This is a genomic window from Hamadaea sp. NPDC050747, assembly GCF_040654195.1.
Taxonomy (GTDB): domain Bacteria; phylum Actinomycetota; class Actinomycetes; order Mycobacteriales; family Micromonosporaceae; genus Hamadaea.
This window is the reverse complement of sequence record NZ_JBFAHM010000007.1, coordinates 358,439-382,681: the sequence shown is the minus strand read 5'-3', so window position 1 is coordinate 382,681 and position 24,243 is coordinate 358,439. Positions and strand designations below refer to the sequence as shown.

Below are 24,243 nucleotides of genomic sequence, written 5' to 3'. Positions count from 1 at the left end.
GACGCATGATGGATCAGCTACGACTGCAACTAGCGAGGAGTGTTCGGTGGACCCGCTCGACCGCATCGATGAGATCATCGCCATGGTGGAGAGCGCTCGGTCGGTGCCCATGTCGCGCAACTGCATGGTCGACCGCGGCGAGATGATCGGCGCTCTCGACGAGTTGCGCGCGGATCTCCCTGCCGAGCTGCGTAAGGCAGCCGCGCTCCTCGAAGAACGCGACAACATCCTGGACGCCGGACAGCGCGAAGCGGACCGGATCATCAACGAGGGTGAGCGAGAGCACTCCCGGCTCGTCTCCATGCATGAGATCACCGTCTCGGCCGAGCACGAGGGCAATCGCATCATCTCCGAGGCGCGGGCCGAGGCCCAGCGGCTGCGGGAAGAGGTCGACGACTACGTCGACACCGCGCTGGCCAACTTCGAGCAGTTCCTGACCCGGGCACTCGCCTCGATCGAGCGCGGCCGGGACAAGATGCACGCCCTGCGGGAGATCGGGCAGTTCGTCCCCGGTGAGGACGAACGTCCCCTGCCGTCCCTCTGACGCCTGTGAGGCCCAACCCCCGGTTGGACGTGCGCCCGCGCTTCCAGGTAATCTTCTACGTCGGCCCTCACTGGCCGGAGTCTTACTATGCGTGATCATCAGCCGAAGCACCTCGATGCCCGGGCGCCGCTTGTCCTCGACACGAGGGAACTGCCGCGCCGCCCGGGGGCGATGCGTGCCCTGAAACTGGTTGTTCCCGCACCGGCGGACCTCGGCTTGGAGCTGATCGGCGTGCCGGAAGGCGGCGACCTCACCCTCGATCTGAGGATGGAGTCCGTCTCCGAGGGCGTGCTCGTCTCCGGCACCGTTCACGGTGCACTGGAGGGCGAGTGCGGCCGGTGCCTGCGCCCGATCACCGACGAGATCACCGTGCGGATCCAGGAGCTTTACGCATACCCGGACTCCGCGACGGACGAGACGACGGACGAGGACGAAATCGGCCGGCTTCAGGACGACCTGTTCGACCTGGAACCGGCGCTGCGGGATGCGGTGGTGCTCGCACTGCCGGTCAACCCGCTCTGCGAGCAAGACTGCCCGGGACTGTGCCCCGACTGCGGGGTGCACTGGGACGAGCTGCCGGAGGGGCATACCCACGAGCAGGTCGACCCGCGCTGGGCGGCCCTGAGCAACCTGACCGTGAGCACTGAGGAGTAACTACCGTGGCTGTCCCGAAGCGGAAGATGTCGCGCAGCAACACCCGTCACCGCCGGGCGCAGTGGAAGGTCTCCGCTGTCGCGACCGTCGCCTGCCCCCAGTGCAAGTCGCCGAAGCTCCCGCACGGCGCCTGCACCGTCTGCGGCACCTACAACGGCCGTCAGGTCCTCTCGGTCTGACCGCACGCCGGTGACTCTCGACGTCACCCGGAAAGACGATCTTCGCGCCGGTCGGTCCGTGCACAACGGGCCGGCCGGTGACGTGTCGACAGGACCCGTCAAGATCGCCGTCGACCTCCTCGGCGGGGACGATGCTCCCGCCGTCGTGGTGGGCGGCGCTCTGCGGGCTCTGGCCGTCGATCCGGGGCTGCGCCTGATCCTGGTCGGCCCGTCCGACGTGGCCGACGCGGTGATCCGCGCCCTGTCTCCCGCCGATCGTGAGCGGGTCGAAGTCCACGCCGTCTCCGGCGTCGTCGCCATGGCCGATCCGCCGGCCCGCGCCGCGTCCGGCGAGACAAGCATCCGCGCCGCCGCGCACGCCGTCGCCACGGGCGCCGCCGACGCCATGGTCTCCGCCGGTTCCTCCGGCGCGACGGTTACCGCCGCCGTGCTGGCCCTCGGCCGGTCGCCGGGCGTACGCAAACCGCCGCTGGCGGCCTGGCTGCCGACGCTGCGATCCGGTCAGGACACGCTGCTCCTCGACGTCGGCGGCTCGATGGACTGCACCGTCGCCGTGCTGGCCGCCCACGCGGGGCTCGGCACGGCGTACTGGTCTCAGCACACTGGACACGATCGCCCGCGCGTCGGGCTGCTTTCGGTCGGCCGGGAGCCGGGCAAGGGTGATCGCGTACGCCGCGCGGCCGAGCAGGCGTTCGCGGCGACAGACGGCTTCGTCGGCCTGGTCGAAGGCGACGACGTCCTGACCGGTGACCGTGCCGATGTGGTGGTCACCGATGGCTTCACCGGTAATGTGCTGCTCAAAGGGATCGAAGGGGCGTACCGTCTGGCGACAGCGGGAGTCCGCGGCGCGTCGCATGGGATGGTCCGCGCAGCCGTCTTACTCGGAGTGCCCGGCGTGGTCGTGGTCTGCCACGGCGCGGCCGACGACGGCGACCTGGCCTCGGGGCTCGCGGAGGCGGCCCGCCTGGTGCGAGCCGAGCAGGAAGTCGGGGCCCAGCGGGAGGTCCGGGCCGGGCAAGACGGAGAGCGGGAGGGTCACCGGTGAAGAAGCGTCCAGCACTGTCGCATCTGGAGGAAGCCCTCGGCGTCACGATCGAGGAGCCGCTCCTGGAGCTAGCGCTCACCCACCGGTCGTACGCCTACGAGAACGGCGGCATCCCCACCAACGAGCGGCTGGAGTTCCTCGGCGACGCGGTGCTGGGCGTGGTCGTCACCGACGCGTTGTTCCGCGACCATCCGGAGCTGGCCGAAGGGCGGCTGGCCAAGCTGCGGGCCAGCGTCGTGAACTCGCGGGCGCTGGCCAGCGTCTCCCGGACGCTCAGCCCGCACGGCCTGGGCGCGTACTTGTTGCTGGGCAAGGGCGAGGAGGGCACCGGCGGCCGGGACAAGGACTCGATCCTGGCCGACGCCCTGGAGGCGGTGCTGGGCGCGATCTACATCGAGCACGGCATCGAGACCGCCACCTCGGTCATCCTCAAGCTCTTCGACCCGCTGATGAGCGAGTCCGCCCGCAAGGGCGTCGGCCTGGACTGGAAGACCAGCCTCCAGGAGCTGACCGCGATGCACGGCTGGGGCGTCCCGGAGTACGAGGTCACCGAGGAGGGACCGGACCACGCCAAGGCGTTCACCGCGTGGGCCGTCGTCGGCGGCGAGCGGTTCGGCGGCTCGCGGGGCCGGACGAAGAAGGAGGCCGAGCAGCGTTCGGCCGAGGAGGCGTTCCTCGTGCTGAGCAATCGCGCGGTGGACGAGAACCATCCCGAGGCGGAGGGGTCCGATGCCGGAGCTGCCTGAGGTCGAGACGGTCCGCCAGGGCGTCGAGCGCTGGGTGACCGGCCGGACCGTCGCGGCGGCCGAGGTGCTGCATCCGCGCGCGGTTCGGCGGCACGTCGCGGGCGCGGAGGATTTCGTCGCGGCGCTGCGCGGCGTCAAGGTGCTCGGCGCGCGGCGGCGCGGCAAGTACCTGTGGCTGCCGCTCGACAGCGGTGACGCCGTCGTGGGCCACCTCGGCATGTCCGGCCAGCTGCTCGTGCAGCCGCCGGACGCCGAGGACGAGAAGCACCTGCGGATCCGGTTCCGGTTCGAGGACGGCGAGTCCGAGCTGCGCTTCGTCGACCAGCGGACGTTCGGCGGGCTCGCGCTGTCCCGCGGCGGGGCCGAACTGCCGGCCGAGATCGCGCACATCGCCCTCGACCCGTTCGACGCCGGCTATCGCGAGGCCGCGGTCGCCGCGGCGCTACGGGCCCGCAAGACCGAGGTCAAGCGCGCGCTGCTCGACCAGACGCTGATCTCGGGCGTCGGCAACATCTACGCGGACGAGGCGCTGTGGCGGGCCAAGCTCCACGGCGGGCGGCCCACCGACCGGCTCAGCCAGGCCGTCGCGCTCACCCTGCTCGGCCACTGCCGCGACGTCATGGCCGAGGCGATGGTCGCCGGCGGCACGAGCTTCGACGCGCTCTATGTCAACGTCAACGGTGAGAGCGGCTACTTCGACCGGTCGCTCAACGCGTACGGCCGCGAGGGAGAGCCCTGCTCGCGCTGCGGGTCCGCGATCCGGCGCGAGTCCTTCATGAACCGCAGCTCGTTCAGCTGCCCCCGCTGCCAGCCGAAACCCAGGCTCAGCGCGCGTTGACGTACAGCTCGAAACCCTTGTCCCGGCACGCTTTCATCGCGCGGTCCACGTCCGGTCCCTGCACGTAACAGACGGGGATACGCCCAGCGGCGCGGACGTCTTTCACCACTTGGGGACTGGCCCCGAACGCGTCGAAGACGGCGACCTCGGCCGGTTCGTAGTCGTCGGGGTCGAACTCGCGCAGATCAGGCTGGGCTCGACCGATCACCATCAACACGATGGTGAGGGCCGAGCCGAGCAGGAGGATCAGGAGGAACTTCTTCACTGCCGGGCGGCTTCACGCGGTGGCCAGCGCCGGAGCGAGACAGCCCGCCGAGGTCGCGACGCCCCAGGCGGCGCCCCGCCCGCGCATCAGCTCCAGGCATTGCTCCATGCGTTCGCCCGGCACCCCGTGCACGACGTGCCCGTCACCGGGGCGTACGCCGTCCTCGGTGCCGGCCTGGTAGTCGATCCAGTCGCCTTCGAAGGTGCAGATGATGGCGCCCAGGCCCCGATAGAGGCTGTCGGTCGGACGGCCCGGGTTCAGCAGGATCGTGTCGAAGCCCAGCCGGCGCGCCGCGCGTACCGCCATCGCGACCGGGCCGATGGAGAACGGGCTGGTCGGGACCTGGTCGAAGAAGAGGCCGCCGACCGCCTGGGCGCCCCACTCGTCGAGTTCGGCCTTGACCGACTCCACCGGCCGCGAGCCGAAGGCGAGATCGAGGTACCCCAGCGGGACGCCGGCGTTGACGGGTCCGGCGACCGGATGCGCGTAGATCGTCAGGTGTCTGCCCACACCGACGTCAACGATTTGCCCGAATGACGCGCGACTGTCACTGAATTGACAGTGCCGTCGACGCCGGCTCCGGCGGTGTCACTGCCGCCCGAAGTCCTGCGTCCAGTACGGTGTCGACTTCCGGTACGCCAGCCCCACGCCGATCGCCTTCAGATCGCAGTTGAGGATGTTGGCCCGGTGCCCGGAGCTGTCCATCCACCCCTTCATGACCGCCGCCGCGTCGGCATACCCGTACGCGATGTTCTCGGCGCCCGCGGCGCTGCGCGGATAGCCGGTCGCCGCGATCCGGTCGACGAAGGACGATCCGTCCGGTCCGGTGTGGCTGAAGAAGTTCTTCTCGGCCATCAACGCGCTGTACGCCCGAGCCGCCTTGTGCAGCCGGGCGTCGTTGCGCAGCTTGCCGCAGCCGGCCTTCACCCGTTCGGCGTTCACGAGGTCGAAGACCTTGTTCTCGATCGAGGTGATCCGGTCCAGCGGGCTCGGCGAGGCTTTGGTGGGCGACGGCTTCGCGGAGGCGGAGGCGGACGGCGTACTTCCCGAGGGCGTCGCCGTGAGGGGTGAACCGGAGGGAGTCGCGCCCGGCGCGGTCGCGGTGGAAGCCCCGGACGACACGCCCGACCCCGGGTCGCCCGACGCCGATGAGGCGGAGAGGTTCGGGGCGAACAGGGCGACGGTGACGAAAAGTCCGACGATCACGGTCACGGCGAGCAGGAGAGCGAGCGCCAAAGGCAGCGGTGACCTGCTCGGAGCCCGGTGCAGCGGCCTGTTGGGGGAGGGGTGCACCCGCCGAAGCTATCCGGACGGCCGGACACCGGCAACCCAGGGGACGTGTCAGATCACGACAGATCGGGAACGGGACGTTATGGGCGTCACCGGGTGGCGCGGCTTGACTCCGACTCCCGATCGGCGGAGTATGGAATCCGACGCCGTATCGCGCCCTAACCGTGTCCACCCACATGCGCCGTGGGCCGGCTGCCGCGAGACAAATGGGCGCGTGTCAACCGGCATACCGGTGGCGCAGAACAAGGAGATGAAATGGCGAAGGCCCTCTTTGGCCACGTCACGATGGCACCAGACCGGCGCCTTCTGGACGAGGTCACCAAGTTGCGTGCCCGGGTGAACTCGCTGGAGTTCGAGAACACCCGCCTGCGGGCGGAAAACGACCGGCTGGCCGCTGCGGTCGCTGGGAGCGAGAACGACGAGTTCCTCCGTCTCGCCGAGACGGCCATGGCCTGATTGGTCCGGCCGGAAGAACCTGATGGCGCGCCTGCCACGATCGGTGGCGGCGCGCTGTTGTCTGTCCACCCCCTGCTCGCCCCCACTGCCCTTTCCGCGCGATCATGAACTAACGGTCGTGATCCACCGGTGTGTCCTGTCCGCCGGATCATGATCGATTCCTCTAGTTTCATGATCCATTTAGCCGTGACCTGCGCTTGTGTAGCGCTGTCGGATAGTGGGTAGGTGGCCCCGGCACCTCGTCCCGCCGCGCCGCCGCCGACGCCGGACCCCGAGCGGGTAGGCTCCACCTCTGCACCTTCACGAGACAGCGGAGACCCGTGCACCTCAAGACCCTGACGGCGAAGGGGTTCAAGTCCTTCGCCTCCACGACCAAGTTGCAGCTGGAGCCGGGAATCACCTGCGTGGTGGGGCCCAACGGCTCTGGCAAGTCGAACGTGGTCGACGCCATCTCCTGGGTCCTCGGCGAGCAGGGCGCCAAGGCGCTGCGCGGCGGCAAGATGGAAGACGTCATCTTCGCCGGGACCGCCGGTCGCCCGCCCCTGGGTCGCGCCGAGGTCACCCTGACGATCGACAACGGTGACGGCGCGCTGCCGATCGACTACTCCGAGGTGTCGATCACGCGGCGGATGTTCCGCTCCGGCGAAAGCGAGTACGAGATCAACGGCGATCGTTGCCGGTTGATCGACATCCAGGAGCTGCTCTCCGACTCCGGCATCGGCCGGGAGATGCACGTCATCGTGGGCCAGGGCCAGCTCGACGCCGTGCTGCACGCCAAGCCGGAAGACCGCCGCGCGTTCATCGAAGAGGCCGCAGGCGTCCTGAAGCACCGCAAGCGCAAGGAGAAGGCGCTGCGGAAGCTGGACGCGATGCAGGCCAACCTCAACCGGCTCAACGACCTGACCACCGAGCTGCGGCGGCAGCTCAAGCCGCTCGGCCGGCAGGCCGAGATCGCCCGGCGGGCCGCCGGCATCCAGGCCGATCTGCGCGACGCCCGGCTCCGGTTGCTCGCCGACGACCTGCATACGCTGCGCAGCACCCTCGATCGGGAAATCGCCGACGAGGCCGCGCTACGCGACCGTCGGCGCACCGTCGAAGCCGAGTACGCCCAGGCGCAGCGCCTGCTGCACGAGCTGGAGACCGCGCACGCCGCCGACGCTCCGGCCCTGCAAGCCGCGCAGGACACCTGGTACCAGCTGTCCACTCTCCAGGAACGCTTCCGGTCTACCGCCCAGCTCGCGGCGGAGCGTCTCCGGCACCTGTCGGCCCCGGCCGAGGACGAGCAGCGTGGGCGTGACCCCGACCAGCTCGTCGAGGAGGCCGAGGCGGTCCGCGACGAGGAGATCGCACTCCGCGAGGCGCTGGAGATCGACAAGGACCGGCTCAACGAGGCGATCGCCGCCCGGCAGCGGCTGGAGCACGAGCTGGCCGCGGCCGAGAAGGCGCTCGTCGCCGCGGTCAAGGCCATCGCCGACCGGCGGGAAGGGCTGGCCAAGCTCGCCGGCCAGGTCGCCAGCGCGCGTACGCGGACGACGACGGCCGCCGAGGAGATCTCCCGGCTCAGCGCCGCGTACGCCGACGCCGCCGCGCGGGCCGGTCAGGCGCAGGAGGAGGTGGACGTCGCCAACGCCGAGTCCACCGAGGCCGACCGCGACAACGTGGCCCTCGACGAGGCGCTCGCGGTGGCGACCGCCGCCCTCGCCGAGGCCAACGAACAGCTGAAACTGCTCTCCGACGCGGAACGGACGACGGAGAAGGACGCGGCGAGCTGGCGGGCGCGGGCCGAGGCCCTGTCGCTCGGACTGCGCCGCAAGGACGGCGCGGGCGCGCTGCTCGGCCGGCCGGACGACGTGCCGGGGTTGCTGGGCAGCGTCGCTTCGCTGCTCACCGTCGAGGCGGGCTACCAGGGCGCGATCGCCGCCGCCCTCGGTGGGCTGGCCGACGCCGTCGTCGTCGCCGGAGTCGACGAGGCCGCCGAGGCGATGCGCCTGCTCAAGATCTCCGACGCCGGCCGGGCTTCGATGCTCGTCGGCGGGCGCGGCGTGACCCGGCCGCCCGCGGTCGCTCTGCCAGGCGGCGCCCGGTGGGCGAGTGACCTGGTGCGGTGCTCCGAGGAGCTGCGCCCGGCCGTCGACAAGGCGCTCGCCGAGGTCGCCGTCGTCGCCGATCTGCGGCAGGCGACCGAGCTGGTGTCGGCGTACCCGCAGCTCCGGGCGGTCACGCCGGAGGGCGACGTCATCGGGGCGTACGCCGCCGCCGGTGGGTCGGCCAAGGAGCCCAGCCACATCGAGACCCAGGCCGCCGTCGACGAGGCCGACCAGAAGCGCGCCGCCGCCGAGGCTGAGTTGTCGCGGCTGCGCCACCAGATCACCGCGTCCCGCGAAGTCATCGCCGAACGCAAGAAGACGGCCGACGACGCCGCGGCGGCCAAGCGCGCGGCCGAAGGCGAGCGCAACGCCGTCGCCCGGCACCTCGCCGAACTCGGTGCGGCCGCCCGGTCGGCCCGAGCCGAGGCGGATCGGCTCGCCCTGGCCCGGGACAAGGCGGTGGCCAGCCGCGCGGAGGACCTCGAACGCCTCGCCGAGCTGGAGGAGCGCCTCGAACTCGCCCAGGACACCCCGATCGAGGAGGATCCCTCGTCGGCGGAACGGGACCGGCTCGCCGCGCTGGTGCCCCAGGCCCGGCAGAACGAGATGGAAGTCCGCCTCGCTGTGCGTACAAGTGAGGAACGGGTCTCGAGCATCGCGGGCCGGGCGGATTCCCTGTTGCGCCAGGCGCAGGCCGAACGAGCCGCGAGAGAACGGGCGGCCGCTCGGCGCGCGGCCCGGGAACGCGGCGCCGGCATCGCGCGAGCCGTGGAGAGCGGCGCGCGCCTGGCCCTGCAGCAGTTGTCCGGTGCTCTGACGATGGCCGCGAGCCGCCGCGACGAGCTCGCGGAGGCGCGGACCGCGCGGGAGGCTGAGCTGGCCGAGGTACGCGCGGACGCCAAGCGGCTCGGCGGCGACCTGGACCGGCTGACGAGCGAGGTGCACCGGGACGAGGTCGCCCGGGCCGAGCAGCGGCTGCGCATCGAGCAGCTGGAGGCCAAGGCGGCCGAGGAATACTCGATCGACGTCGACACCCTGCTCGGCGAGTACGGCCCGCACGTTCCCGTGCCCGTCCTGGGGGACGAGGAGACCGACCCCATTCCCTACGACCGGGCGATCCAGGAGAAGCGCGCCGCCAAGGCGGAACGCGAGCTGGCGCTGCTCGGCAAGGTCAACCCGCTGGCCCTGGAGGAGTTCGCAGCGCTGGAGGAACGCTACAAGTTCCTGTCCGACCAGCTCGAAGACCTCAAGGCCACGCGGAAGGACCTGCTGACCGTCGTCAAGGACGTCGACGACCGCATCCTGCAGGTCTTCGCCGACGCGTTCCACGACACCGCGCGGGAGTTCGAGCAGGTCTTCAAGGTGCTGTTCCCGGGCGGCGAGGGCCGGCTGATCCTCACCGACCCCGAGGACATGCTCACCACCGGCGTCGAGGTGGAGGCGCGCCCGCCGGGCAAGAAGATCAAGCGGCTGTCGCTGCTGTCCGGTGGCGAGCGGTCGCTGACCGCGGTCGCGCTGCTCTGCGCGATCTTCCGCGCCCGCCCCAGCCCGTTCTACATCATGGACGAGGTGGAGGCGGCGCTCGACGACGTCAACCTCGGCCGCCTGATCACCCTCTTCGAGCAGCTCCGCGAGAAGAGCCAGCTGATCATCATCACCCACCAGAAGCGCACCATGGAGGTCGCCGACGCGTTGTACGGCGTCACCATGCGCGCCGGGGTGACCGAGGTGATCAGCCAGCGACTGTCTCGTGAGGACGATTGATGACCGGCGTACGCGAACCCGCGAAGGCCTTGCTGCTCGACCTGGACGGAGTGCTGCGCCACTACGACGGCGCGATCGACGCGGCGATCGAGGACCGGCACTTCCTCGAACCCGGGGCGATCTTCCAGGCGGCGATGGAGCCCGATCGGTACCGGACACTGGTCACCGGCGGGTGGACCCGGGCCGAATGGCTCGCCGACGTCGGCTCGGCCCTCGGCCTGACCGACGCTGACGTGGACGAGCTGGCCCGGTACCGGGGGTACATCGACCGCGAGGTGCTGGAGTTCATCCGGGAGGTACGCGCGGCCGGCGTCCCCGTCGCGCTGTGCTCGAACGCCCCCCGCGACCTGGGCGACGACCTCGTCCAGCTGGGCATCGCCGAGGACTTCGACGCCGTCGTCAACTCCTCCGACCTCGGGTACGCCAAACCGCAGCCCGAATACTTCCAGGCCGCCTGCGTCGCCGTACGCACAGTGCAGCGCTACTGCCTGTTCGTGGACGACTCACAACGCAACGTCGAAGGCGCGCGGCGGGTCGGGATCGCCGCCTTCCGGTGGAGCGGACACGCCGACCTTCCCTACCTGAAGGCCGCGCTCGGCCTCTGACTCGCTGTCGACCCCGTGCGCTCGCTGTCGGCCCCGTGCGCTCGCTGTCGACCCCGGGCGCTTCCGCGCTGGATCAGGGTTCCAGGTCGAATCTTGCGCCATGATTCGACCGAGAACCCTGATCCAGCGATAAGCGTCGTCGGCGGCGCGGGGACGACCGCGGGCGTCAGAGGTACTGACCGACGCGCTCGTCCTCGACCGGGGCGGTCAGTGTGCCGGAGCGGAGGGCGTACAGCTCGGCGAGGGTCGCGCCGCGGGACGGGATGCCGGTCGGCGTACCGAGCCAGCTCGCGGCCTCGGTGTGGGGCAGCGCGGTGACCTCGATCCGGGCGAGGCACCGGCCGGGGCGCAGAACCGCCGGGTGCAGCCGCGCGAGATCTTCGTTCGTGGTGATCGCGACCAGCACGTTGCGCCCCTGCCCGAGCAGCCCGTCGGTGAGGTTGAGCAGCCGGGACAGCGCCTGCCCGGTCGACTGCTTCGCCTCGCCCCGGATGAGTTCGTCGCAGTCTTCCAGGAGCAGCATCCGCCAGCGGGGGCCTTCTTCGTCGTCGTCCGGGCCGACCGCCATGCTCATCAGGTACGACGGCGTACCGAAGAGCACTTCCGGGTCGATGACGGCGTCGATCCGGCACCACGAACGCCATTCGCGCGCGAGGCTCCGCAACACCGTCGTCTTGCCGGTGCCGGGCGGGCCGTGCAGGAGCAGCAGGCGCCCGTCGATCGTGTCCGGCGTGAGCGCCATCAACCGGTCGAACTGCTCGGCGACCGCGTTCGCGTAGTTCCGCCGCAGCTCGGGCCACGGCGTGGTGGCGATCTTGCGTACCGCGCGACGGGGTCCGTTGCCCGTGAAGTGGGCGAAGCCGACCTCGACGGTCTCGGTGTCGGTGGGCTCCGGCTCCTGAACGTCCTTGACGCTCTCCTCGAGCACCGTCCGGGCCAGGTCGGCGGAGGCCGCCGTGACGGTCACCACGGCGGAACCGCCGCGCCAGCGTACGGCGCGCAGCGTCCAGCCTTCGCCGGTGGCCAGGTGCGAGCTGGTGCCGTCGTCCCGGGCGGCGCGCCGGATCTCGGCTCCGGCCGGCAGGAGCAACGCGTCCGCCCGCACCCGTTCCAGGCGATGCGTACGCGCGAAGGGCTGAGCGCCCGTCGCGAACTCGGCGAGCGCCATGGCGTCGATCACGTCGACCGGAGAGTCGGCGTCATCCAGGTAAAAGGTGTGCGGGAAAGACACTCGACCATGATCGGGGCAACGCCCCCGGTCGATCAACGGATTTCGGGTGACGGCGAGCGCCGCCGTGCCGACGCCGGACGGCGGGAGTCTGAGAGGATGACTGGATGGAAAACCTCGTCATCCCTCTGGTGGTGCTGATCGTTCTGATCGGCGCCGCGCTCGTCGTCTTCGCAGTTCGTCGCTCTCGCCGCAGCGTTCCGCCGCAGCCGTCCGCGCCGAGTGCCGAGGTCACGACTCCCGACGAGGTCGCACCACCGGTCGAGCCGCCCGCCGTCGTCGTGGTCGAGCCGAAACCGGAGGTTCACCTAGAGCCGAAACTGGAGGTCAAACCCCAGGTCGAGGTTCCTGAGCCCACCGCCGGCCGACTCGTACGCCTGCGCAGCCGCCTGTCCCGCAGTCAGAACGCCCTCGGCCGAGGCCTGCTTGCCGTCCTGTCCCGGGATCGCCTGGACGAGGACGGCTGGGAGGAGATCGAGGAGAGCCTGATCACGGCGGACGTCGGCGTCGAGGCGACCGGTCAGATCGTCGCCAAGCTGCGCGAGCGTACCCGCGTCCTCGGTACGCGTACCGTCGCCGACGTCAAGACGCTGCTCGCCGAGGAACTGACCGAGGCGCTCGACCCGAAGCTCGACCGATCGCTGAAGGCGACGCCGCAGGACGGCCGTCCGGCGGTGATCCTGGTCGTCGGGGTGAACGGCGCCGGCAAGACCACGACCTGCGGCAAGGTCGCCCGGGTGCTGGTCGCCGACGGCCACAGCGTCGTCCTCGGCGCGGCCGACACCTTCCGGGCTGCCGCCGCCGACCAGCTCGCCACCTGGGGCAGCCGGGTCGGCGCGACCGTCGTCCGGGGGCCGGAGGGCGGTGACCCGGCCGCCGTGGCGTACGACGCGGTCAAGCAGGGAATCGACACCGGCGTGGACACGGTGCTGATCGACACCGCGGGCCGACTGCAGAACAAGATCGGCCTGATGGACGAGCTGGGCAAGGTCAAGCGGGTAGTGGAAAAGCACGGTCCGGTCGACGAGACCCTGCTCATCCTGGACGCCACGACCGGGCAGAACGGCCTGGAGCAGGCCCGCGTCTTCATGGAGGTCTGCGACGTCACGGGTGTCGTGCTCACGAAGCTGGACGGAACCGCCAAGGGCGGTATCGTCATCGCTGTGCAGCGCAAGCTCGGGATCCCGGTCAAACTGGTCGGACTCGGCGAGGGCCCGGACGATCTGGCCCCGTTCGAGCCCGCCGCCTTCGTCAGCGCTCTGCTGGGCACCGAGCACCCGGACGCCGTGTGACTGTGGACTATGAGATCCCGCTGCGCGGAGGCAACGTCTCGACCGTAGTGCGGGTGGGAGACACCGTACGCCGGAACGCCGGGCCCTGGACTCCGTCGGTCCACGCTCTGCTGCGCCATCTGGAGCACGCCGGGTTCACCGGCTCGCCCCGGGCGCTCGGCATGGACACGCAGGGCCGCGAGGTCCTCTCCTACCTGACCGGCGAGTGCGGCGAATATCCGCTCAAGCCTTACTGGGTGACCGACGAGGCGCTCGTCACCGTCGCCACCATGCTGCGCATGTTCCACGACGCACAGGCCGGTTTCCGGCCGCCGCCTGGGGCGGTGTGGCGGTCGTTCGGCCCGCCTCCGCCGGACGCCGAGGTCATCTGCCACCACGACGCCGCGCCGCACAACGTCATCTGGCGACCGGACGGCACCCTGGCGATGATCGACTTCGACCTGGCCTCGCCGGGCGCCCGGATCTACGACGTCGCGTACGCCGCCTGGACCTGGGTGCCGCTGTTCAGCGACCGGGATTCGGTGACCCTCGGGTGGCACCGGCCCGACCGGCCCCGCCGGCTGCGGCTGTTCGCCGACGCGTACGGGTTGATCCCGCGGGACCGCCATCGCCTCGTCCGCACGATCCGCAAACGCATCGTCGACCACGTCGAGGGGATCCGCCGGATGGCGGCCGCGGGCGATCCCGCGTTCGTCCGGATCGTCAACAAGGGCCACCTTCGTCGCCCGATGCGTGACCTGCGCCTGCTCGACTACGAGCGCTACACGCTGGAGCACGCCCTCCGCTGAGCTCCGCCCTCCTGGTGCCACGCTCCTGAGCGCCGCCGGCCGCGTGGCGGTCCGTCTGCGACGCCGGCGGCCACGTAGCTGGATCAGGGTTCCGGGTCGAATCATGAACCAAGATTCGACCGAGAACCCTGATCCAGTGCAAAACGCCCGGGCCGCGACGGCCCGTGAGGATTTCTTCACACGCCGGAAACACTTCGTGACACACACGAAACCGCGCAACGTGAATGCGTGAAACACGCGCCCGGAAAGCTCCCCCAACAACCGGCGCAGCGGCGATGCGGCCCCAAGCCGGGAGGGAGAATTCCACTCACTGAGGAGGGCACGTGCTGCTCCTGGAGGACGCGCCGACGATCGACACCGGGAACACGACCTGGTTGCTCGTCTCCAGCGCACTTGTGTTGCTCATGACGCCAGGTCTCGCCTTCTTCTACGGCGGTCTCAACCGGGCCAAGAGCGTACTGAACATGATGATGATGAGCTTCGTGACGATCGGGCTCATCTCGGTGCTGTGGCTCGTCTACGGCTTCTCGCTGGCCTTCGGCACGAACGACAACGCCTCGGCGAACAACCTGATCGGCAGCTTCACCGCCTACCTGGGCGGAAACACCAAGGACACGTTCGCGGCGTTCTGGGTCGCCGGTGGTGCCTCAACGGGGATCCCGGTCTTCGTCTTCATGGCGTTCCAGATGATGTTCGCGATCATCACCGTGGCCCTGATCAGCGGTGCGCTCTCCGACCGGACCAAGTTCGCCGGGTGGCTGGTCTTCGCCTTCGGCTGGTTCACCTTGGTCTACGTGCCGGTCGCGCACTGGATCTGGGGCGGCGGCTTCATCGGCATGAAGATCAAGGCTCTCGACTTCGCCGGTGGAACCGCGGTGCACATCAACGCCGGTGCGGCGGCGCTCGCGGTGGCACTCGTGCTGGGCAAGCGGATCGGCTGGCCGAAGGAGGCCTTCAAGCCGCACAACGTGCCGTTCGTCGCGCTGGGCGCCGGCCTGCTGTGGTTCGGCTGGTTCGGCTTCAACGCCGGCTCCGAGCTGACCGCTGACGGCACCGCCGCGGTCGCGTTCATCAACACGCAGGTCGCGACGGCCGCCGCCGTGCTGGGCTGGATCGCGGTCGAGTGGTTGAAGTCGGGCGGCAAGCCCACCCTGGTCGGCGCCTCCTCCGGCGCGGTGGCCGGTCTGGTCGCCATCACCCCGGCGTGTGGCTTCATCTCGCCGTGGGCGGCGATCGTCCTCGGCATCGTCGCCGGCGCGGTCTGCGCGCTCGCGGTGAGCCTGAAGTACAAGCTCGGCTTCGACGACTCGCTCGACGTGGTCGGCGTCCACTTCGTCGGAGGCTGGATCGGCTCGCTGTCGCTGGGCCTGTTCGCCAACGACTACGTGAACTCCTGGATCACCGACGACAAGATCCTCGGCGCCGACAACGGCCTGTTCTACGGCGGTGGCCTGACCCAGCTCGGCCGGCAGGCCCTGGGCAGCGGCATCGTCACGGTGTACTCGTTCGGCGTGGCGGCTTTGATCGCCCTCGCGATCAAGTTCACGATCGGCCTGCGTACCTCGGCGGAGACCGAGGTCGAGGGCATCGACGTCGCCGAGCACGCCGAGAGCGCGTACGACTACGCGTCCACGACGGGCAGCTCGGCAGGTGCGTTCGCGCTGGCCGGGATCGCCCCGGCGAGCAAGGCCGCGGAGGCCGAAGAGTCGGCCCCGTCCACCGAGAAGGTGGCCGGTTAAGGTCCAACGATGGAGGGATTGAGCATGAAGCTGGTCACCGCGGTCATCAAGCCATACCAGCTGGACGCCGTGAAGGCGGCGTTGCAGACGCTGGGTGTGGCGGGCATGACGGTCAGCGAGGTCCAGGGATACGGCCGGCAGAAGGGACACACCGAGGTGTACCGGGGAGCCGAGTACACGGTGGAGTTCCTGCCGAAGATCCGTATCGAGGTGCTCACCGACGAACTGGACGTGGACAAGGTGGTCGACAACATCGTCACCGCCGCACGGACCGGGAAGATCGGCGACGGGAAGGTCTGGGTCACGGAGGTCTCCGAGGTGATCCGGGTGCGTACCGGCGAACGCGGCCTCGACGCACTGTGATCGTGAGGACGAACATCGGCGCCGCCGCACGCCTCGAGCGTGCGGCGGCGTTCGACGTCTGGCTGGCGAAACTCGCCGCCGACTCGGGGATGCCGGCCGGTGTCAGCCTGGTCGCGGTCGGCGGACTCGGCCGCCGCGAATGCGCCCCGCGTGGGGACCTCGACCTGGTCCTGCTGCACACCGGGGTCAGCGGCATCGAGGAACTCGCGGCGCGCATCTGGTACCCCGTCTGGGACAGCCGGGTGGGGCTCGACCACTCGGTCCGGACCGTGGCGGAGTCGCTCGCAGCGGCCGAGGAGGACGCCAAGGTCGCCCTCGGTCTGCTCGACGCCCGCCACGTCACGGGGGACCCCGCGCTGTCCGCGCGGCTCGCGCGGAGCGCGGCCGAGCTGTGGCGGCGTACCGCGGCGGGTCAGCTCAGCCGCCTCCGCGAACTCACCGACGCTCGCCACGCGACCCACGGCACGCTCACCCAACTCCTGGAGGGCGACCTCAAGGAGTCCGCGGGCGGCCTGCGCGACGTGGGCATTCTCCGGGGGATCGGTCGCGCCGGCCTCGCCGACGCCTTTCCCCCAGCGGTACGCGCAGCGCAGATCCGCCTCCTGGACGTCCGGGACGCCCTGCACCTGTCGGCCGGTCGCAACCTGGATCGCCTCGTGGCGCACGAGCGGGCCGCCGTCGCGGAGGCGCTCGACCTCCCCGACGGGGACGCGTTGCTGCGGCGGGTCGCCAACGACGCGGCCACCGTCGAATGGGCGCTGGACGACGCCTGGCGGTCCGTCCACCGATGGCGTGCCTCGTTGCGGCGGGGCGGCGTACCGCATCGGGCTCGGCGTCTGCCGTTGGCGACCGACGTCGTCGAGAGCGACGGCGAGGTGGTGCTCGCCCGGTCGGCGGTCACCCCGCATCCGGACCCGAGTCTGTCGCTCCGCGTCGCCGCGGCGGCCGCCACCGCGAAGCTCCCCATCGCCCGGTCGACGCTGGAGTGGTTGAGTCGCTACGTTCCCCCGTTGCCCCATCCGTGGCCCGCCGCTGCGCGTACCGCCTTGATGAGCTTGCTGGGCTCGGGCCCGGCGCTGATCCCGACCTGGACCGCGTGCGACCGGTTCGGGTTGATCACGGCCTGGCTGCCGGAGTGGGCGCGGCTGCGCGGCGCGCCGCAGCACAACCCGGTGCATCGGTTTACTTTGGACCGCCACCTGGTCTCCGCCGCCGCCGAGGCGGCCGGGTACGCCCGCGAGGTGGCCCGCCCGGACCTGTTGCTGCTCGGGGCCCTCGTGCACGACGTGGGCAAAGGACTGCCGGGTGACCACAGCGTGGTCGGCGCGCCGATCGCGGCCGACATCGCGCGGCGGATCGGGTTGCCGGACGCGGACGTCGCGATGATCGAGCGGCTGGTGCGGCACCACTTGGTGTTGCCGGAGATCGCGACCCGGCGAGACATCGGCGACCCGGCGACGGTGACGGCCGTGGCCGAGGTCGTGGGCGACGCCGAGACGCTGGAGCTGCTCCACATGCTGGCGCGGTCGGACGCGGTCGCGACCGGACCCGCGGCCTGGACCACCTGGAAGTCGCGGCTGATCGACCAGCTCGCGGCGGCCGTCCGAGCGAGCCTGGCCGGAGCGCCGCTGCCGACGCCGATGGCGCCCGACCCGACGCTGCTCGGGGCGGATCTTCCGGTCGTGCAGGTGGCGCCGGACTGGGTCGCGATCGCCGCGAAAGATCGGCGGGGCCTGCTCGCGACGGTCGCCGGGTGCCTCGCCCAGCACCAGCTCGAAGTCGTCGCGGTCAACTCGATCACGGTGGCGGAGCGGGCCGTTCTGCAATGCGCCGTGCAACCCCGGTACGGCGCCGCACCGGATCGGGACCTGCTCGCCGCGGATCTCCGGCGAGCGGCGCTCGACCAGCTCACCCTGCCCGCCCGGCTGGCCCTGCGCTCGCGTACGCCCAACGGCGCCCGCCCGCGCCCGCGCGTGCTCTGGCCCGGCGACGACCTCCTCGAAGTACGCGCGACCGACGAGCCCGGCCTGCTGTACCGGATCACCTCGACGCTGGCCGACCTCGGGGTGAACCTCCGGGCGGCCCGGGTCTCGACGCTGGGCGCCGACGTGGTGGACACGTTCTACCTGATCGGCCCGGTCGACCAGCCGGCGATCGAAACCGCCCTCCTCACCCTCCTGCACTGACCAGGACTGTTCTTGGGCGCTGGATCAGGGTTCTCGGTCGAATCTTGGCCCAAGATTCGACCCGGAACCCTGATCCAGCGCTCGCGGCGGCCCGGGAAGCTCGGCGCGCCGAGCGCCCTGGGCGGCGGGTAGTCTTTCGGGGGCGGCGACGAGCCGCCCTTGATCGGATAAACCTCACCAACAGGATGATTGCGCTGTGTTTGACACACTGAGCGACCGGCTTTCCGGGATCTTCACGAAGCTGCGCGGCAAGGGCCGGCTCACCGACGCCGACATCGACGCCACCGCGCGCGAGATCCGGCTCGCCCTGCTCGAGGCGGATGTCGCCCTGCCCGTCGTGCGGACGTTCATCGCGGCGCTGAAGGAGCGGGCGCGCGGCGCCGAGGTGTCTCAGGCGCTCAATCCCGCCCAGCAGATCATCAAGATCGTTCACGAGGAGCTGATCAACGTCCTCGGTGGCGAGGCGCGGCGGCTCCAGTTCGCCAAGCAGCCGCCGACCGTGATCATGCTGGCCGGTCTGCAGGGTTCCGGTAAGACCACGCTGGCCGGGAAGCTGGCCAAGTGGCTGAAGGGCCAGGGCCACCAGCCGATGCTGGTCGCCGCCGACCTTCAGCGGCCGAACGCGGTCAACCAGCTGCAGGTGCTGGGCGAGCGGGCCGGCGTCGAGGTCTTCGCGCCCGAGCCGGGCAACGGCGTCGGCGACCCGGTCGCGGTGGCCAAGGAGTCGATCGAGTACGCCCGCCGCCACATGCGCGACATCGTCATCGTCGACACCGCCGGCCGGCTGGGCATCGACCAGGAGATGATGGCGCAGGCGGCGTCCATCCGCGACGCGGTCAGCCCGGACGAGGTCATCTTCGTCATCGACGCGATGGTCGGTCAGGACGCGGTCGCCACGGCGGAGGCGTTCCGCGACGGGGTCGGCATCACCGGCGTCGTGCTGTCCAAGCTGGACGGTGACGCCCGTGGCGGTGCGGCGCTGAGCGTACGCCACGTCACCGGGCAGCCCATCCTCTTCGCGTCCACCGGTGAGAAGCTGGAGGACTTCGACGTCTTCCATCCCGACCGGATGGCCAGCCGCATCCTGGGCATGGGCGACGTCCTCACTCTGATCGAGCAGGCCGAGGCGGCCTTCGACGCCGATCAGAAGGAGAAGATGACCGCCAAGCTCATGGGCGGCGAGCAGTTCACCCTCGAGGACTTCCTCGACCAGCTGATCGCGATCCGCCGGATGGGCCCGATCGCCAACATGCTCAAGATGATGCCGGGCATGAACCAGATGAAGGGTCAGCTCGACGAGCTGGACGACAAGCACTTCGACCGGGTGACGGCGATCATCCGGTCGATGACCCCGGCCGAACGGGCGAACCCGAAGATCATCAACGGTTCGCGCCGCGCCCGCATCGCCACCGGTTCCGGCGTCACCGTCATGGACGTGAACCAGCTGCTCAACCGCTTCACCGACGCGCAGAAGATGATGAAGCAGATGGGCGGCATGATGGGCCTGCCCGGCGGCGGCCGGCGTAAGGCGACCAAGAGCCCGAAGAACAAGCGCAAGGGCACCAAGGGCGGCGGCCGGTCCGGCGGCGGCTTCCCGGCCGGTCTGCCCGGTGGGATGCCCGGCGGCATGCCGCAGCTTCCGCCGGGACTGGACCCGTCGCAGCTCGGCGGCGACGACTTCAAGGCGCCCAAGCTGGACTTCAACAAGCTCTTCAAGCGCGACAAGTAGCGGGCTGTTCAACCGCTGCCGGCGGCGGGGCTGCGCGCGAGGCTACTCGCGAGTACGTTGCGGGGATGTTGCGACGCATCACCTCCGTCGCCGCCGTTGCCGCGCTCACCCTCGGACTCGTGGGCGCCCCCGCGTCGGCCTCGCCGGACACCTCCACCACGTACTATCTGGCGCTCGGCGATTCGCTGGCGGCCGGCTACCAGCCGGTGACGCCGCTGGACCGCACCGAGGGCTACGTCGGGCAGCTGCACAGCAGGCTGCTGGCCACCCAGCCGAAGCTCCGCCTGGAGAACCTGGGTTGCGACGGCGAGACCACCGGTTCCCTCCTGACCGGCGGGATCTGCGACTACCCCGGTCGTGATTCCCAGCTCGAAGCGGCCGAACGCTTCCTGCACGCGCACAAGGACAAGGTCTCGCTCGTCACGATCGACATCGGCGGCAACGACCTCAACCGGTGCGCGCGGGGCGGCACGATCGACCCGGCGTGCGTACAGAGCGCGTTGGCCGCGTTGGCGGTCAACCTCGGGCAGATTCTGGCGCGGCTGCGTGCGGTCGCTCCGCGTACGCCGATCGTCGGGATGACGTACTACAACCCGTACCTGGCGGCCTGGCTGACCGGCCCGGCCGGGCGAGCGCTGGCGCAGCAGTCCATTCAGGTCAGTGCCGTCCTCAACAACATCCTGACCGCGCTCTACCGCGCCGCGGACGCTCGAGTCGCCGACGTTGCGGGCGCGTTCGCCTCGACGGATCTCACGACTCAGGTTCCGTTGCCCGGCGTCGGCTCGGTGCCGCTCGCCGTCGCCCGGATCTGCGCGTGGACGTGGATGTGCGCCAAGTCCGACATCCACGCGAACACCATCGGGTACGCCGTCCTCGCGGAGGCGTACCTGGCCGAGGTCTGATCGGGCAGTCTTCCGGGGCAAGGACGAGACCGTATTCGTCCTTGCCCCGCCGTATTACGTCCTAACAAAGTTCTTGTGGTCTAGTGGAGCGCATGGCGTTGCACGTACGCGGAGTGCTCCTTCCCGACGACGAGACCGGCGATCTGTGGCTGGACGGCGACCGGGTGTCGCGAGAGCCGATACCCGGCGCCACCACGATCAGCGACGGCGGATTCATCCTGCCGGGCCTGGTCGACGCCCACTGCCATCTCGGAATCGCCCCTGGTGGCCGCCCGATCGAAAGCCTCGATCAGGCCAAGCAGCTCGCCCTCATCGATCGGGGTGCCGGCGTACTGGCCATCCGCGACGCGGGTTCGCCTTACCCGTATCCCGAGTTGGACGAGGACCCGGACATCCCTCGGCTGGCCCGCGCGGGGCGGCATGTCGCGCCGCCTCGCCGGTATCTGCCGGAGATCGGGGTCGAGGTTCCGGCCGAGCTGGTGGCTCAGGAGGTCACCCGCCAGGCGGCCGCTGGGACGGGCTGGGTGAAGCTCGTCGGTGACTGGATCGATCGCGATCGTGGTGACCTGGCTCCCGCCTGGGACGATGCGACGTTGGTCGCCGCAGTCGAGGCGGCGCACGCGGCCGGGGCGCGGATCACGGCGCACTGCTTCGAGGAGCAGAGCGTCGCCACCCTGGTACGCGCCGGGATCGACTGCGTCGAGCATGGCACCGGCCTGTCGCCGGAGATCGTCGCCGAGATGGGGCGACGAGGGACGGCCCTGGTCCCGACGATGATCAACATTGAGACGTTCGGAACGATCGCCCAGCGGGCCGAGGCGAAGTTCCCGCGGTACGCCAAGCACATGCTCGCGCTCCGGGACGGGTTCCCCGCCGTCGTCGCGGCCGCGCACGAGGCGGGCGTACCGATCTATGTCGGCTCGGACGCCGGTGGTGGCATCGCGCACGGGCTGGCCGCGGAGGAGATGTTGCTCCTGCACGCCGCCGGGTTGTCCGCCGACGAGGTGCTGGCGGCCGGATCGTGGCGCGCCCGCGCATGGTTGGGCTTCCCGGGGTTGACCGAAGGCGGCTGGGCCGACCTCGTGGTCTATCCGCGGGATCCGCGGCAGGATCTCACCGTGCTGCGCGAGCCGAGCCTGATCGTGCTGCGCGGGCGGATCGTGTCACCTCGACCTCAGCAGTGACACGCGGGCATTAGGCGACCGGATCACGGATGCGCAGGCTTCCCGCCGCCGGGGATCCATGCGTAACCGTGATCTGATCCCAATCACCGCGGACCGGCGGCGACACCCGACCGGCGGCGAAGCTCGACGAGCGGCCTAGGAGCCAGCGGAGGACGGGCGAGGGCGGCCAGTAGGATGAGTGCCCATGGCGCGTGTGCTGACTCCCCGGGCGGAAGACTTCCCCCGCTGGTACCAAGACGTGATCGCGAAGGCCGAGCTGGCGGACAACGGCCCGGTCCGGGGCACCATGGTGATCCGGCCGACGGCATACGCGATCTGGGAGCGCATGCAGGCCGACATGGACGCCCGGATCAAGGCGACCGGGGCGGAGAACGCGTACTTCCCGCTGTTCATCCCGGAGAGCTACCTGCACCGTGAGGCGCAGCACGTCGAGGGCTTCTCGCCGGAGCTGGCCGTCGTCACCCACGGCGGCGGCAAGCAGCTGGCCGAGCCGGTCGTCGTCCGGCCGACCAGTGAGACGGTCATCGGCGAGTTCATGGCCAAGTGGGTGGACTCCTACCGGGATCTGCCGCTGCTGCTCAACCAGTGGGCCAACGTCGTCCGGTGGGAGATGCGCCCGCGGATCTTCCTGCGTACCAGTGAGTTCCTGTGGCAGGAGGGGCACACCGCGCACACCACCGAGCAGGACGCGAAGGAATACACCCTGCGCATCCACCACGAGGTCTACGAGAAGCACATGCGGGAACTCCTGGCCATCCCGGTGATCCCCGGCCGTAAGACCGACCGGGAGCGGTTCGCCGGCGCCACCAGCACTTACACGCTGGAGGGCATGATGGGCGACGGCAAGGCGCTGCAGATGGGCACCTCGCACGAGCTGGGCCAGAACTTCGCCCGCGCCTTCGACATCCAGTACTCCAGCGCCGCCGGCGGCCGTGAGTACGCCTGGACGACCTCGTGGGGTTCGTCGACCCGGATGCTCGGCGGTCTGATCATGTGCCACGGCGACGACAACGGTCTGCGCCTGCCGCCGCTGGTGGCTCCGACGCAGGCGCTGGTCATGGTGGTCAAGGAGAGCGACGGTTCGGTGTCGGCGGCCGCGAAGGGGCTGGTCGACGAGCTCGCCGCCGCCGGCGTACGCGTCAAGCTCGACGATCGGGTGGACACGCCGTTCGGCCGCCGGGCGGTCGACGCCGAGCTGAAGGGCGTACCGCTGCGGATCGAGGTCGGCCCGCGCGATCTGGCGGCCGGCAACGTGACCTTGGCCCGCCGTATCGACGGTTCGAAGACGCCGCTGCCGCTCGGCGGGGTCGTGGCCGAGGTGACCGCGGCCCTGACCGCGGATCAGCAGGGCCTCTACGACGAGGCCCTGGCCCGGCGTGAGGCGAACACCGTCGAGGTGAAGACGCTGGACGAGGCGATCGAGGCGTCGCAGACCGGCTGGGCGAAGGTGCCGTGGTCGGCGGTCGGCGTCGACGGCGAGGCCAAGGCGAACGAGAGCGCGATCACCGTACGTTGCCTGTTCCGCGAGGACGGGTCGGCCCCGGCCGCGCAGGACGAGCCGAACCTGACCGCGATCCTCGGCCGCTCCTACTGAGCTACGACTCGACGCGACGACTTGAGGGACGGTCCGAGGACACGATGCGGTTCGAACCCGGCCGGGTGGTCCTGCACCGCCATTTTCAGGGTCCCCGGCTGGGTCTGCTGAAGACCTCCGTCGTCCTGGCCGATGACGAGCGCGGCTTGCTGCTCTGGGTGCCCCGGGGCGCGCCGATGCTCGACCGGAAGGCGGTCGACGGGCGTGGCCTGCGGGCGATGCCTTTCTCCGAGTGGCTCGTCACGGAGACCAAGCTCTGGGAGACGACCTGGCGTGGCCCGGCCATCCTCAAGGTGTTGCCGCCCGGCGAGGACTATTCCGTCTGGCTGTTCCGGTCGGACGAGGGCCGGTTCCGCGGTTGGTACGTCAATCTCGAAGAGGCGGGCGTCCGCTGGGACGACGGTTCGGTGGCCGGGGTCGACATCGTCGACCAGGACCTCGACATCTGGGTGGAGCCCGATCTTTCCTGGTCGTGGAAGGACGAAGAGGAGTTCGCCGAGCGGCTGGCCTACACGGTGCCGGGGAGTCTGGTGGGCGAGCCGCCAGAAGCGCCGCCAGGGTATTGGGTCGCCGACGGCGAGGCGGTCCGCCAAGTGGGCGAACGCGTCGTGAAGCGTATCGAGGCGGGGGAGTTCCCCTTCGACACCTCGTTGCTGGGACTCACCGGCGATCCGATGTGGACGGGATCACCGCGGGTGCCGGCCGGCTGGGACCGTCCGCGAGCCCGCTGACTTCGGATCACCCTCGATGACGCGTTCTGGACTA

The 24,243-nt window shown here is 70.4% G+C and carries 23 protein-coding genes; 19 read left to right on the top strand and 4 right to left on the bottom strand.

Going from position 1 to position 24,243, the window contains the following annotated elements:
- Window positions 1–46: 46 nt before the first annotated feature.
- The 6 genes from AB0H43_RS19185 (at window position 47) to mutM (ending at window position 4,006) form a co-directional block, all read left to right on the top strand.
- A complete protein-coding gene (locus AB0H43_RS19185; protein WP_360000698.1) occupies window positions 47–544 on the top strand; it encodes a hypothetical protein in 498 nt (165 codons plus the stop codon).
- Window positions 545–631: 87 nt separating this feature from the next.
- On the top strand, window positions 632–1,198 hold the full coding sequence (locus AB0H43_RS19180; protein WP_360000697.1) for a DUF177 domain-containing protein: 567 nt from the start codon (window positions 632–634) through the stop codon (window positions 1,196–1,198).
- Window positions 1,199–1,203: 5 nt separating this feature from the next.
- Window positions 1,204–1,377, top strand: coding sequence for a 50S ribosomal protein L32 (gene rpmF / locus AB0H43_RS19175; RefSeq protein ID WP_253757082.1), 174 nt, complete (start codon window positions 1,204–1,206; stop codon window positions 1,375–1,377).
- Between the two features lie 10 nt (window positions 1,378–1,387).
- On the top strand, window positions 1,388–2,422 hold the full coding sequence (locus AB0H43_RS19170) for a phosphate acyltransferase PlsX (RefSeq protein WP_360000696.1): 1,035 nt from the start codon (window positions 1,388–1,390) through the stop codon (window positions 2,420–2,422).
- The gene (gene rnc / locus AB0H43_RS19165) at window positions 2,419–3,168 is read left to right on the top strand and encodes a ribonuclease III (protein WP_360000695.1); all 750 of its coding nucleotides are present in this window, start codon (window positions 2,419–2,421) and stop codon (window positions 3,166–3,168) included. The genes AB0H43_RS19170 and rnc overlap by 4 nt, the downstream gene beginning before the upstream one ends.
- Window positions 3,152–4,006, top strand: a complete 855-nt coding sequence (gene mutM, locus AB0H43_RS19160; protein ID WP_360000694.1) for a bifunctional DNA-formamidopyrimidine glycosylase/DNA-(apurinic or apyrimidinic site) lyase — start codon at window positions 3,152–3,154, stop codon at window positions 4,004–4,006. The genes rnc and mutM overlap by 17 nt, the downstream gene beginning before the upstream one ends.
- On the opposite strand, the gene AB0H43_RS19155 is transcribed toward mutM, so the two are convergent.
- The 3 genes from AB0H43_RS19155 to AB0H43_RS19145 all read right to left on the bottom strand — a co-directional run bounded on the left by AB0H43_RS19155 (window position 3,993) and on the right by AB0H43_RS19145 (window position 5,483).
- The gene (locus tag AB0H43_RS19155; RefSeq protein ID WP_360000693.1) at window positions 3,993–4,271 is read right to left on the bottom strand and encodes a hypothetical protein; all 279 of its coding nucleotides are present in this window, start codon (window positions 4,269–4,271) and stop codon (window positions 3,993–3,995) included. The genes mutM and AB0H43_RS19155 overlap by 14 nt on opposite strands.
- 12 nt (window positions 4,272–4,283) lie before the next feature.
- On the bottom strand, window positions 4,284–4,781 hold the full coding sequence (locus tag AB0H43_RS19150) for a spherulation-specific family 4 protein (protein ID WP_360000692.1): 498 nt from the start codon (window positions 4,779–4,781) through the stop codon (window positions 4,284–4,286).
- A 78-nt stretch (window positions 4,782–4,859) separates the two neighbouring features.
- Complete coding sequence (locus AB0H43_RS19145) at window positions 4,860–5,483, bottom strand: CAP domain-containing protein (protein WP_360000691.1); 624 nt, start codon at window positions 5,481–5,483, stop codon at window positions 4,860–4,862.
- A gap of 333 nt (window positions 5,484–5,816) precedes the next feature.
- Between AB0H43_RS19145 and AB0H43_RS19140 the strand changes: the two genes are divergently transcribed.
- The 3 genes from AB0H43_RS19140 to AB0H43_RS19130 all read left to right on the top strand — a co-directional run bounded on the left by AB0H43_RS19140 (window position 5,817) and on the right by AB0H43_RS19130 (window position 10,473).
- Window positions 5,817–6,017 (top strand): hypothetical protein, encoded by a 201-nt coding sequence (locus tag AB0H43_RS19140; protein WP_290861878.1) that lies wholly within the window; start codon window positions 5,817–5,819, stop codon window positions 6,015–6,017.
- Window positions 6,018–6,337: 320 nt separating this feature from the next.
- Complete coding sequence (smc, locus tag AB0H43_RS19135; protein ID WP_360000690.1) at window positions 6,338–9,868, top strand: chromosome segregation protein SMC; 3,531 nt, start codon at window positions 6,338–6,340, stop codon at window positions 9,866–9,868.
- Window positions 9,868–10,473 (top strand): HAD-IA family hydrolase, encoded by a 606-nt coding sequence (locus tag AB0H43_RS19130; RefSeq protein ID WP_360000689.1) that lies wholly within the window; start codon window positions 9,868–9,870, stop codon window positions 10,471–10,473. The genes smc and AB0H43_RS19130 overlap by 1 nt, the downstream gene beginning before the upstream one ends.
- Window positions 10,474–10,639: 166 nt before the next feature.
- On the opposite strand, the gene AB0H43_RS19125 is transcribed toward AB0H43_RS19130, so the two are convergent.
- On the bottom strand, window positions 10,640–11,704 hold the full coding sequence (locus AB0H43_RS19125; RefSeq protein WP_360000688.1) for a DUF5925 domain-containing protein: 1,065 nt from the start codon (window positions 11,702–11,704) through the stop codon (window positions 10,640–10,642).
- Window positions 11,705–11,808: 104 nt separating this feature from the next.
- Here AB0H43_RS19125 and ftsY point away from each other — a divergent pair, with 104 nt between their 5' ends.
- The 10 genes from ftsY (at window position 11,809) to AB0H43_RS19075 (ending at window position 24,209) form a co-directional block, all read left to right on the top strand.
- Window positions 11,809–12,993, top strand: a complete 1,185-nt coding sequence (ftsY, locus tag AB0H43_RS19120) for a signal recognition particle-docking protein FtsY (protein ID WP_360000687.1) — start codon at window positions 11,809–11,811, stop codon at window positions 12,991–12,993.
- The gene (locus tag AB0H43_RS19115; RefSeq protein ID WP_253757053.1) at window positions 12,990–13,781 is read left to right on the top strand and encodes an aminoglycoside phosphotransferase family protein; all 792 of its coding nucleotides are present in this window, start codon (window positions 12,990–12,992) and stop codon (window positions 13,779–13,781) included. The genes ftsY and AB0H43_RS19115 overlap by 4 nt, the downstream gene beginning before the upstream one ends.
- 332 nt (window positions 13,782–14,113) lie before the next feature.
- Window positions 14,114–15,520 carry an ammonium transporter gene (locus AB0H43_RS19110; protein ID WP_360000904.1) on the top strand — a complete coding sequence of 469 codons (1,407 nt, stop codon included), beginning with the start codon at window positions 14,114–14,116 and terminating at the stop codon, window positions 15,518–15,520.
- Window positions 15,521–15,544: 24 nt separating this feature from the next.
- Window positions 15,545–15,883 carry a P-II family nitrogen regulator gene (locus AB0H43_RS19105; RefSeq protein WP_253757051.1) on the top strand — a complete coding sequence of 113 codons (339 nt, stop codon included), beginning with the start codon at window positions 15,545–15,547 and terminating at the stop codon, window positions 15,881–15,883.
- A complete protein-coding gene (locus tag AB0H43_RS19100; RefSeq protein WP_360000686.1) occupies window positions 15,880–18,069 on the top strand; it encodes a [protein-PII] uridylyltransferase in 2,190 nt (729 codons plus the stop codon). The genes AB0H43_RS19105 and AB0H43_RS19100 overlap by 4 nt, the downstream gene beginning before the upstream one ends.
- Window positions 18,070–18,265: 196 nt before the next feature.
- Entirely contained in the window at window positions 18,266–19,798 is a 1,533-nt protein-coding gene (gene ffh, locus AB0H43_RS19095) for a signal recognition particle protein (protein ID WP_360000685.1), read from the top strand.
- A gap of 65 nt (window positions 19,799–19,863) precedes the next feature.
- Complete coding sequence (locus AB0H43_RS19090; RefSeq protein ID WP_360000684.1) at window positions 19,864–20,700, top strand: SGNH/GDSL hydrolase family protein; 837 nt, start codon at window positions 19,864–19,866, stop codon at window positions 20,698–20,700.
- A gap of 92 nt (window positions 20,701–20,792) precedes the next feature.
- Window positions 20,793–21,884, top strand: coding sequence for an amidohydrolase family protein (locus tag AB0H43_RS19085; protein WP_360000683.1), 1,092 nt, complete (start codon window positions 20,793–20,795; stop codon window positions 21,882–21,884).
- 184 nt (window positions 21,885–22,068) lie between these two features.
- On the top strand, window positions 22,069–23,478 hold the full coding sequence (proS, locus tag AB0H43_RS19080) for a proline--tRNA ligase (protein WP_360000682.1): 1,410 nt from the start codon (window positions 22,069–22,071) through the stop codon (window positions 23,476–23,478).
- A 44-nt stretch (window positions 23,479–23,522) separates the two neighbouring features.
- On the top strand, window positions 23,523–24,209 hold the full coding sequence (locus AB0H43_RS19075) for a DUF402 domain-containing protein (protein ID WP_360000681.1): 687 nt from the start codon (window positions 23,523–23,525) through the stop codon (window positions 24,207–24,209).
- Window positions 24,210–24,243: the final 34 nt, after the last annotated feature.

Bases quoted from the DNA above. Each gene is read 5' to 3' on its own strand.
- AB0H43_RS19075 (WP_360000681.1), top strand. From the start codon at position 23,523: ATGCGGTTCGAACCCGGCCGGGTGGTCCTGCACCGCCATTTTCAGGGT.
- proS (WP_360000682.1), top strand. From the start codon at position 22,069: ATGGCGCGTGTGCTGACTCCCCGGGCGGAAGACTTCCCCCGCTGGTAC.
- ftsY (WP_360000687.1), top strand. From the start codon at position 11,809: ATGGAAAACCTCGTCATCCCTCTGGTGGTGCTGATCGTTCTGATCGGC.
- mutM (WP_360000694.1), top strand. From the start codon at position 3,152: ATGCCGGAGCTGCCTGAGGTCGAGACGGTCCGCCAGGGCGTCGAGCGC.
- AB0H43_RS19130 (WP_360000689.1), top strand. From the start codon at position 9,868: ATGACCGGCGTACGCGAACCCGCGAAGGCCTTGCTGCTCGACCTGGAC.
- AB0H43_RS19090 (WP_360000684.1), top strand. From the start codon at position 19,864: ATGTTGCGACGCATCACCTCCGTCGCCGCCGTTGCCGCGCTCACCCTC.
- AB0H43_RS19085 (WP_360000683.1), top strand. From the start codon at position 20,793: ATGGCGTTGCACGTACGCGGAGTGCTCCTTCCCGACGACGAGACCGGC.
- AB0H43_RS19105 (WP_253757051.1), top strand. From the start codon at position 15,545: ATGAAGCTGGTCACCGCGGTCATCAAGCCATACCAGCTGGACGCCGTG.
- AB0H43_RS19180 (WP_360000697.1), top strand. From the start codon at position 632: ATGCGTGATCATCAGCCGAAGCACCTCGATGCCCGGGCGCCGCTTGTC.
- AB0H43_RS19140 (WP_290861878.1), top strand. From the start codon at position 5,817: ATGGCGAAGGCCCTCTTTGGCCACGTCACGATGGCACCAGACCGGCGC.